This is a genomic window from Draconibacterium sp. (assembly GCF_041583095.1).
In the GTDB taxonomy this organism is placed as follows: Bacteria; Bacteroidota; Bacteroidia; order Bacteroidales; family Prolixibacteraceae; genus Draconibacterium.
The window spans coordinates 1-10,417 of the sequence record NZ_JBFHGM010000185.1; the positions used below are offsets into that span (position 1 = coordinate 1).

General features: G+C 42.5%; 5 protein-coding genes. 3 read left to right on the top strand and 2 right to left on the bottom strand.

Features of this window, described 5'->3' with window-relative positions; genetic code table 11:
• Both ABZB17_RS15785 and ABZB17_RS15790 read left to right on the top strand, forming a co-directional pair.
• The coding region (locus tag ABZB17_RS15785; protein ID WP_372651428.1) for a M20/M25/M40 family metallo-hydrolase at positions 1-1,252 on the top strand (1,252 nt) is incomplete at its 5' end.
• A gap of 212 nt (positions 1,253-1,464) precedes the next feature.
• Positions 1,465-3,954 (top strand): FAD-dependent oxidoreductase, encoded by a 2,490-nt coding sequence (locus ABZB17_RS15790; RefSeq protein WP_372651430.1) that lies wholly within the window; start codon positions 1,465-1,467, stop codon positions 3,952-3,954.
• Between the two features lie 204 nt (positions 3,955-4,158).
• On the opposite strand, the gene ABZB17_RS15795 is transcribed toward ABZB17_RS15790, so the two are convergent.
• Both ABZB17_RS15795 and ABZB17_RS15800 read right to left on the bottom strand, forming a co-directional pair.
• A complete protein-coding gene (locus ABZB17_RS15795; protein WP_372651433.1) occupies positions 4,159-5,568 on the bottom strand; it encodes a putative oxidoreductase C-terminal domain-containing protein in 1,410 nt (469 codons plus the stop codon).
• Positions 5,569-5,819: 251 nt separating this feature from the next.
• A complete protein-coding gene (locus tag ABZB17_RS15800) occupies positions 5,820-7,160 on the bottom strand; it encodes a BNR-4 repeat-containing protein (protein ID WP_372651435.1) in 1,341 nt (446 codons plus the stop codon).
• Between the two features lie 161 nt (positions 7,161-7,321).
• Between ABZB17_RS15800 and ABZB17_RS15805 the strand changes: the two genes are divergently transcribed.
• A partial coding sequence (locus ABZB17_RS15805) for a glycoside hydrolase family 2 TIM barrel-domain containing protein (RefSeq protein ID WP_372651437.1) occupies positions 7,322-10,417 on the top strand: 3,096 nt, incomplete at its 3' end.

Genomic DNA, 10,417 nt, shown 5'->3' on the forward strand with positions numbered 1-10,417 from the left:
AAGTTACCAAACAAAAGATATTTTTTCTCTGGGAGGGCCTCCAAAAAACGACACCATTTCGGGGGAAGTGGTGTTTGCCGGTTATGGTTGGTACAACGAGGATACAAAATATAACGATACAAAAGACCTGGATTTAAAGGGTAAGATTGTGTTGGTGATGACCCGCACCCTCGAACAGGCTAAAGAAGGATCCGGGCCTGACATGGATACCGAAATGAAAAAAATGTCGAGAGCCATGATGGGAGGCGCAAAAGCGGTGATTTTGGTGAACGATCCGATGAATCCAAATCCCGAATACATTGAAAGTATACGAAAATATGCAACCGGTGGTAGTCTGACCCTAAAAGGAGCAAAAAGCTCGCTTATTCTTCCTATAAGATTGATCTTTGGAACGGAAGAACTGGGTAATAAAATGTTGGAAGGATCAGGGAAAACTTTGGATGGCTTACAACAGGAGATACTCGAAAGTAATAGCCCAAAATCATTTGCCATAAACAATTTAACAACTGAAATTAATCTGATTAAATCAAATGAATCAATTGTCGGAAAGAATGTCATCGCAGTGGTTGAAGGCAGCGATCCGGAATTAAAGAAAGAGTGCATTGTTTTTACCGCTCATTACGACCATCTGGGAACAGACGGCGAAGGCGGTATTTATAATGGTGCAGACGATAACGGATCAGGTACTGTTGCCCTGTTGGAAATTGCCGAGGCATTTCAAAGCATGAAAAAGAAACCCAAACGCAGCATCGTTTTTGCCTGGGTAACCGGCGAAGAAAAGGGGCTGCTGGGTTCTGATTATTACTCACAGCATCCGGTTATACCGATGGAAAATACACTGGTGGATATTAACCTTGACATGATTGGTCGCTCGGCAGAAACGGAACTGGATTCAGTGGATGTGAATTCAAAAAGTTTAGCCGGTCCTAACGGAATGTACATTATTTCCGGACGGCAAAGTTCAGAGCTGTTGGATATCAGCGATGAGGTTTGTGAAGACCTGGGACTTGTACCGAGCGATGAATTGACAAAAGCCTTTTTAACCCGCAGTGATTACTACCACTTTTATAAAAACGGTGTGCCGATTCTTGGTTTGTCAACCGGTCTGCACGACGATTATCACGAAATTACTGATGAGCTGGATAAAATCGATTACCATAAAATGAAAAGGGTTACACAATATGCGTTTTCGGTAGCTTACAAGCTGGCCAGTCAAACGAAACGATTGGTTGTTGATAAGCCGGTTAAATAGTTTAGGAAATTACTTCTCAGGGAAACAGCTCTTTTAATTCATTTTAAAAGAGCTGTTTTTTTTTGCTCCAATCCGTACCTTCAAAGTCATTACGTTTGACTGCTAAATTTGTGTTAATTTTTACCACCCGCCATTTGTGTTTAAAATGAGCAAAAGTTAATTATGTATTTTTGTGTTCTAAAAATATAGATATCTACATATAACAATACGAAATGTCTAAATATTTAATCATTGGAGGAGTTGCCGGTGGTGCAACAGTGGCGGCCAGGCTGCGTCGTTTAGACGAGCAGGCGGAGATAATAATGTTTGAACGTGGAGCACATATTTCATATGCAAACTGCGGATTGCCCTATTATATCGGAGATGTTATTAAAGATCGGGAAAAGTTGCTTTTGCAAACACCCGAGAGTTTTAAAGCCCGCCTAAACGTTGAGGTTCGGGTTTTTAACGAAGTGGTAAAAATTGATCGCGAAAATAAGGCGGTTGTTGTACGCAATGTGGAAACCGGCGAAGAGTATACCGAATCGTACGATAAGCTGGTATTGTCGCCGGGCGCAGAGCCGATCAAACCACCGATTTCCGGAATTAAAGATCCATCGATTTTTACCTTACGCAATGTTGCCGATACCGATAAGGTTAAGGCCTACTGCAACGACCATCAACCAAAAAGAGCCGTTGTAGTTGGCGCCGGTTTTATCGGACTTGAGATGGCCGAAAACCTGCACCATTTGGGGATGAAAGTTTCTATCGTAGAAATGGCGAAGCAAGTGATGGCACCGCTCGATTACGAAATGGCGGCAGTAGTTCACCAGCACCTGAAAACAAAACAGGTGGAATTCTTTTTAAAAGACGGAGTTACCTCGTTTAAACGCGAAGATGGCGTGTTGAATGTAACTTTACAATCGGGACGACAGATTGAAACGGATCTGGTAATTCTGTCGATTGGAGTAAAACCTGAGAATAAACTGGCTCGCGAAGCCGGGTTGGAGCTCGCTCCAAATGGCGGAATCATTGCCAACGAATATTTGTTGAGTAACGATGAAAACATTTATGTGTTGGGTGATGCGATGGCTTTTCCGCATCCGATTACAGGCAAACTGAGTAATATTTATTTGGCTGGTCCGGCCAACAAACAAGGCCGTATTGTTGCCGACAATATTGTTAGCGGAAATACGCGGAAGTACAAAGGTGCCATCGCAACGGCAATTGCCAAAGTGTTCGATATTACTGTGGCATCAACCGGTATTCCTGAAAAAACGCTGAAGAATGAAATGATGGCTTACACGGCCAATATCATTCACGGTGCCTCGCATGCCGGTTATTACCCCGATGCTTTGCCTTATACGCTGAAAATCCTTTTCCACCCTGAAAGCGGGAAATTGTATGGCGCGCAAATGATCGGTTACGAAGGAGTTGACAAACGAATCGACCTGATTGCAACGGTGTTGAAACAAGGCGGAAGTATTTATGATTTACAAGACATTGAACACGCTTATGCACCTCCTTTCTCATCGGCAAAAGATCCGGTAAACCAGGCGGGTTTTGCGGCAGAAAATATCGTGAGCGGCAAACTTAAAATCGTAAGCTGGGATGAGATTCATAACTTTCATTCAGAAAACATTGTATTGCTTGATGTTCGCACTGCAGCAGAAAATGAACTGGGACATATTGAGGGTTCGGTGAATATTCCTGTTGACGATTTGCGTGGCCGATTGGATGAATTGCCAAAAGACAAAAAGATAATTGTTTATTGCGGTGTTGGTTTGCGCGGTTACATTGCCTGCCGGATTCTTACACAATCGGGTTTTAGCGAAGTGTACAACCTTAGCGGAGGATATAAAACTTACGAGCACTCGATTCGCAAACAGAGTAACGAAGATATTTTCGAGGCCAACTACATTACCAAAAACGACCATATTTATCGCGGAAAAGCGGATAATGGACAGGCTGTAATTGGAGGAGCACCGGTAAAAACCATTCAGGTTGATGCTTGCGGTTTACAGTGCCCCGGACCGATTTTGAAGCTAAAACAGGAAATTGAAAATATTAAACCCGGGGAGCGATTGGAGCAAATTGCCACCGACATGGGTTTTATGAAAGATGTGAAGTCGTGGTGTAACATGACCGGTAATAAGCTGGTTTCGGTTTCTGCTGAAAAGGGAAAAGTAAAAGCCCTGATTGAAAAAGGCAAAAAGCAAGAGGAAAGCAGTAAGAAAACAAGTGCGGCACCGGCAAAAAATAAAACCATGGTGGTTTTTAGCGACGATATGGATCGTGCGCTGGCATCGCTGGTAATTGCCAACGGGGCGGCAGCCATGGGAAGCAAAGTAACGTTGTTCTTCACTTTCTGGGGGCTGAATGTGATCAAAAAATCAGACAAACCACATGTTGAAAAGGACATGATGAGCAAAATGTTTGGTACGATGATGGCCAAAGATGCCGGCGATTTGAAACTCTCGAAAATGAACATGATGGGAGTGGGTGCCAAAATGATGAAAAAGCGCATGCTGGCTAAAAAGGTGGACTCGCTGGAAGACATGCTTCAGACTGCCATGGAAAATGGTGTGCAAATGATTGCGTGCCAAATGTCGATGGATGTGATGGGCGTTGATAAAGAAGAATTAATGGAAGGTGTTGAAATTGGCGGTGTGGCTACTTATCTGGAAGAAGCTGACCAGTCGAATTTGAATTTGTTTATTTAAGAGATTAGAACGTTGAGAACGCAGATTTAAAAGATTTGCGCGGCTAATATTATTGAGGGTTTCACGAACAGTGAAACCCTCAATTTTTTTCAAAATTATTGAAATCAATGGTACCCGGTTTGAGTATATCGATTAATGATTTTTGATGACAGATTATTATTAAGGAAGATACTTCTTAAATCTGCAATCGACTTTCGTTAATCATCATTCGTTATTTAAAGCAGCCTTCAAACCTTCGGTAGTGGTGTAGTATTTTACAATCATATTTGGTACTTCCCATTCCGGAAGTTTACCATCAACTAAATACTTCAGATATTTTTCGGTTACTTGTCCGAAATGGGCTTCGTGACCCACACTGTACTCTTCCGGGATATTCATTACCCACCTGTTATCGCCAATTTTTTCTACAGCTATTCCCGGGTAGGTTTCTGCAAGGCCGGTAACTGCATTATTCAGACTTCCGGCAAATTCTTTCACATCAGCGTTGGTCGATTCAATGTACAGTTTTGGCTTATAACCTTCTGCTTCTCCCTGAATAATTTCAAGGTTACATTTGGTTCCACGCATAATCGAGTAGTGGGTATCTGCCGCACCTTCCGGAGCCTGGAAATTCCAGATTACCGATGCTTTGGCATGAATTCCTTTAAGCTTGTAATTGATCTCTCCGTTAGAGTAGACTTTTAAAATATCCCCATCAACATCTTTTTTCAAATATTCCGGATATTCATCAAGATAGGTGACCTTTTTAAACATCTCGGGAGTAAGATCAGTGGTCCAGCGACGGGCTGAAACAATTTCAACATCTTCCTTCGATAAAATAACTTCAGGAAAAGCTTCCCACTGGATCAAGTCAACCAGGTGGGTATTCACGTCAACTATACCTTCGCCTTGTTGATTTGTGTCGAAAAACCATGCCGGACGTTTTAGCGGATTTCCCGAAACATATTTAAAGAAGTGGTGCACACTTTCTTTTGTTATTGCAGGTTCTTCTTCAGTTCCTTTCACAAGCGTGCCAAAAACCTCAGGAAGTTGCGATAATTCGCGCTGCAGCATGGTGGTAATTTCATGGCGCTCGGTCATAATATCGTACAACAAAACCCCATTTTCCTCGGCCACCTGAAATGCTTTTTCAAGTTTCGAAAATTCCTCTGGCGTAATTACCATTGGTTTATCGGCCAGCACATTAATTCCGGCTTCAACCGTTTTTAAAATATAATCGGTTTTTTTTCCGTTATTTCCTGCCGTTACCATAACGTTGCCGGGTTTTTCTGCCAGCATTTTTTCAAGGTAGTCAGCACCTTTATAAACCTTTTCTACCCATGATGTTGGGTTTTCGGCGCGCGTGTTGTAGCCTTCAATTCGTTTCAGGTGATCCTCTACATCTGCACCATCAGGTGCATAAACGTTTACAACCGGATCAACCTGGTCGTACATCGATTTTTGTACCAAAGCTGCATGAAAATGTCCCGGGTCGAGGGTCATAATTTTCACTTCTCCTTTTGCTCCCGTAAACATATTCTTTTCTTTTTCAGAATCAGTTGATTTTTGGTTGCTGCCCGTGCATGCTGAAAACAGAATTGCCAGTGCGGCTGCTGCAGTTGATAGATGTTTCATGAAATAATTTTATTAGTTAATAGATTTCCGTTAGCGTACACGCAAAATTATACTTTTAATTCTGTTTAGAAAGCGAATGGGCAAAAAGATGCTATTTTAGAAAAAATGGTTCAAGATTGTAAAACTATTAAATTGCCAAATTAAAAAAGTTCAATGACTCATAACCTTTCAATCTGCAATTCCTTCTGCAATCAAAAATCGTTAATCAAGATTAGAAAATCTATAAATCCAATGCCCAATGATTTATCTTTCTATGGTTCAACGTAATACTTTATGCTGCAATCGTAATCGGTGTAATGAATGTATTTGTTGTTTTCCATCCATAATACCACTGTTTTTGCATCTTTTGGCTGATAGCGGGGGATGTATGGCCGTACATTATCCAATGTTGAATTTTGTGTAATTGGCTCAATATCCCACGAACTTCCACCATCGCGCGTAGTACGTTTTTCAATTTCAAAAACGCCGTTTATCTCTCGCGACAGGTAAATTTCGTTGGGTTTATTCGGGTTGAAAGTCATGTTGCCCATATAATGCGGTTCGCGCTCCGTTTGGCCTTCTGGCGTTTGCGGAAACCATTTCCCGGCTTTGCAAATTTCATGGTCTTCCCAGGTTTTTGTGTCGGCATTGTACCAGGCGTAATAGTAACGATGATCGGTTTCCTGCGGGTGACGGGAGTACAATATGTAAGGTGTACCTTCTTTTTCAACGAGATCGCAAATCCAGCCACGGCCGGTTTCTTCATTGGCTTTATAAATCACTGTCGCATCGGTTACCTGGAAAGGCAATTCACTGAGATCGCAGATTTTTGTACCGTCAGCCTTCCAGAATGCACCTTTTTCGTAATAGCAATAATAAACCGAGTTGGTTGGTTCATTCCGTGGATGCCCGTCGGTAAATATCATGTGTATCCTGGATTTTCCATCAGAATAATATTTTACGTAAGGCCGGTTATTGAGCGTAAACGGAACATCGCTCATTACCACATATTGTTCGTTCCAGCTTTCGCCGTTGTCTTCCGAAATAATCAGGTTGGGTTTATAGCCAATCCAACGGCCAAACACAAACAGTTTATTATCTTCTTCGCTTAACACAAAAGGATTGGCATAGGTGTAAGTTTCTCTTGGAAAATTCGTCAGCAATTCTTCGGTTTTTGGTTTGAAAACCACGTTCTCTCCAAAACTTTCAATATCAGTACCCTTTGTTGTGGTATTGCTCAAAACCCCTTTACCTGTTGAATGCCAGGCGTACATGGTAAATAGGTTTCCATTTGGAAGCATCGTAAAAGCCGGATTATCATGATCGTCAACTTCAAGCTGCGAATAAATGGTATTGAATTTTGTGTCACCGGTTTCCGGATTTAAGGAAGCCATCTCAATCGATCCGTCTTTTTTTACCCAACCGGTAACAATTTTATCGGCATCGGTGTATATCGCACGCGGATCGGAAAACCAGCACCACGCACCATCATCACAAAGTGTATGAATAGTTGGCGTTTGTTTTTGTGTTGTTTCAGCGCTTTTTTGCGGAGCAGTGTTACATGCAAAAAGAATTACAAGCGAAAGAACAGGTAATAGCAGAATAGGTTTCATCGTAAATATTTTGGGAGTCAAAGTTATTAATTCATACTATTCTACTTTGATTGAGAATTATAAAATTTTCCATTTTTTCTGTTAAAGATTTGAACTTTATGGTATTTTTTCGGGAAGTAAAAGTATTTTTAAGGGTAACAATCGGACAAACAACAACTATGATGAAACGAGCGACCACCTTGTTTTTTATTCTCACATTTTATCTCAGTACTTTTTCGCAACAAGTTGACTTTCTTCCAAACGACTGGCAAAATCCGGCCGTGTTTGAAAAAGGACAAAATGCACCTCATGCATTTCATATTCCTTACGCATCGGCTGATGACGCCATTCAGAATATGCCAAAGAAATGCGTGAACTATAAATTGCTAAACGGCCAGTGGAAGTTTAAGTGGGTGGAAACGCCAAAACAAGTGCCTGTAGATTTTTGGCAGCCGGATTTTGAAACAACAGGATGGGATGAAATAAAAGTTCCTTCGAACTGGCAAATGGAAGGTTACGGGCATCCGAAATTCCGGAATGTAGCCATATCGTTTGAGAACGATGCGCCGAATATTCCTGATTATTACAATCCGACCGGATGCTACAAAAAGAAATTTACCGTTCCTGAAAGCTGGGAAAACAAAGAGGTGATGTTGCGTTTTGAGGGTATAAAATCGGCCTCGTATGTTTGGGTGAACGGACGACGCGTTGGATACAATCAGGGCGGTTTTGAACCGGCAGAGTTTAATATCACACCGTTTATAAAAAAGGGTGAAAACGATCTGTCGGTTCAGGTGATTCGTTTTTCCGATGGTTCGTATCTCGAAAACCAGGACATGTGGCGTTTGTCGGGCATCTTTCGTGATGTAAAATTGTATGCCCAGCCAAAAACTTTTATCCACGACTATTATGTAGTAACCGACTTTGATAAAAATTATAAGGATGCAACTTTATCGGTTGAAACCCATATTCAGAATCAATGGCCGGAGGCGGCAGCGGGCGAAATAATTGTTGATGTTTATGATTCGGAAGGCCGGTCGATTTTAAAAGATGGTTCGCTTCATGAAGATTTCGAAGTGGATTCGATTGGAAATGTTAAGGTGCAGTTGTCTGCTTTGGTGGTTGAGCCGCCACATTGGTCGGCTGAGTTTCCAAATCTTTTTATTCTACTTGTTCAGCTAAAAAATGCGGATGGAAAGGTAACCGAAGCCTTCACCCAAAAAATTGGTTTTCGTGAGGTGGAGTACATGGATAAGATTTTAACCGTAAATGGTGTTCCTGTAAAACTGAATGGCGTAAACAGCCACATGCATCATCCTGAACACGGGCAGGCGGTACCGTTGGAAACTTTAAAGCAGGATTTGCTGCTGATGAAACAGCACAACATTAACTGTGTGCGAACCTGTCATTATCCGCCAACACCTGAATATATGGCTTTGGCCGATGAACTGGGCATATACATTTTTGATGAAGTGGGCGATGAGGCGCACAACAATATCTGGTTATCGGAAAAGCCGGAGTGGACCGAGATGTACCGCGACCGTTCGCGCAAACTGGTGTACCGCGACCGGAATCATCCGGCAGTAATTGTTTGGAGTGCCGGAAACGAATCGGGCAGCGGACAAAATATCAACGAAGTAATAAAAACCGGAAAGGCGATCGATCCGAGCCGTCCCGCGTGGATGTACGGCGGAAACGCTTTTTATATTCCTTTCGAGGATTTGGTGGGGCCGCGTTACTGGATTCCGGTGGATTATAAAAACCTGGCACAGGGGAAAGTGTTGCCAGCCAACGATATGCGCGCATCGTTTATGGATGAGTACCTGGCTGCCACAGGAAATGGCCTGGGCGGAATGGACGAATACTGGGAATACATTTGGAAATACCCGCGATTAACAGGCGGCGCCATTTGGGACTGGATCAGCCCCGGAATAAAAACGCCACGCTGGATTTTGCCTGATCTTTCGCCTCAAAAAAACGACGGACAAATTATGGGACGCCCTATGTTTCAGCAGGGTGTTTATGGTTGGGGGCTTGAATTTTCCGGTCATGATGACTGGGTGGAATTTTACCGCGATCCGAGTCTGGATATTAGCGGAAATCAGCTAACCATTGATTTTTGGGTGAAACCATCCGAAATATCACAACCTAATGTTTTTGTCGCCAAAGGAGCACACGGTTATGGTATTCAAATGGCTGATGATGAAACGCTTGAATTTTATGTGTTTGGAAACGAACGTATTTCTGCTAAAGCAAAAGTGGGGGAGGATTTTTATGAAAACTGGCATCGTATCACCGGTAACTGTAACGGAAGTCAATTGCAGCTTTACATCGATAATAAACGGTTAGCCACTGCATCGTTTTCTGGAAATATTAGCTCAACACCTTTCCCGCTTTGTATTGGTCGCGAGGCCGAAACACAGGATCAGGGCGAACACTCGGGGCGTATGTCAAAAATGGTAATTGACGATGTGCGGGTGTTTAACCGGGCTGTTAATATCAATAATATTGAGAAAGAAAAAGCCGGGCTGGTACTGCATCTGAATTTTGAGGAAGATAAAAAAGACGGTGATTTTTATGCTGTTGGTTTGGGCGGAAGAACCTATGGAATTGTGTGGCCCGACAGAACTGTTCAGCCGGAAATTAATCAAATCAAACGGTCGGGGCAGCCGGTAAAAATTGAAGCTGTTGACATTGAAAACGGAGTGCTGAAAGTGACCAACCGTCATCATTTCAAAAACTTAAATCAGCTGGAAGGATTCTGGCAGATTACGGTAGATGGTGAAGCCAGTCAGCGCGGATTTTTTGATTGCGATATTCCGGCAGGCGAAACAGGCGAAGTAACTATTGATTACCGCAGGCCGCGCATTGAATCGACAACGGAGTGTCTGCTGGAAGTTTCTTTTTTTCTAAAAGAAGATTTAAACTGGGCTCCAAAAGGCCACGAAATTGCCTGGGAACAGTTTGCCGTGCCAAGCGATTTTTATTTTGTTGATGAGGAAGAAAACAACGAAAAAGTTACTGCTACAGAAGATGAAAATTATATACGGATAAGTGGCAACAATTTTAGCTATTCCATTAATAAAAAAACAGGAAGTTTTGAATCGTTGAAATACAAGAATATTGAGTACCTGGAAGGCGGCCCTGAATTTATGGTTTGGCGCGCACCAATTGCCAACGATATCGACCCGTGGGGAAGTTACATGTTTGGTGGCAGCAATGTTACCCCGGGAATGGGACGAAGTATTGACAACCAGTTGCGTACCCTGGGAATGCGT

Coding starts and splice junctions, on each gene's coding strand:
- ABZB17_RS15790 (WP_372651430.1), top strand. CDS start 1,465: ATGTCTAAATATTTAATCATTGGAGGAGTTGCCGGTGGTGCAACAGTG.
- ABZB17_RS15795 (WP_372651433.1), bottom strand. CDS start 5,568: ATGAAACATCTATCAACTGCAGCAGCCGCACTGGCAATTCTGTTTTCA.
- ABZB17_RS15800 (WP_372651435.1), bottom strand. CDS start 7,160: ATGAAACCTATTCTGCTATTACCTGTTCTTTCGCTTGTAATTCTTTTT.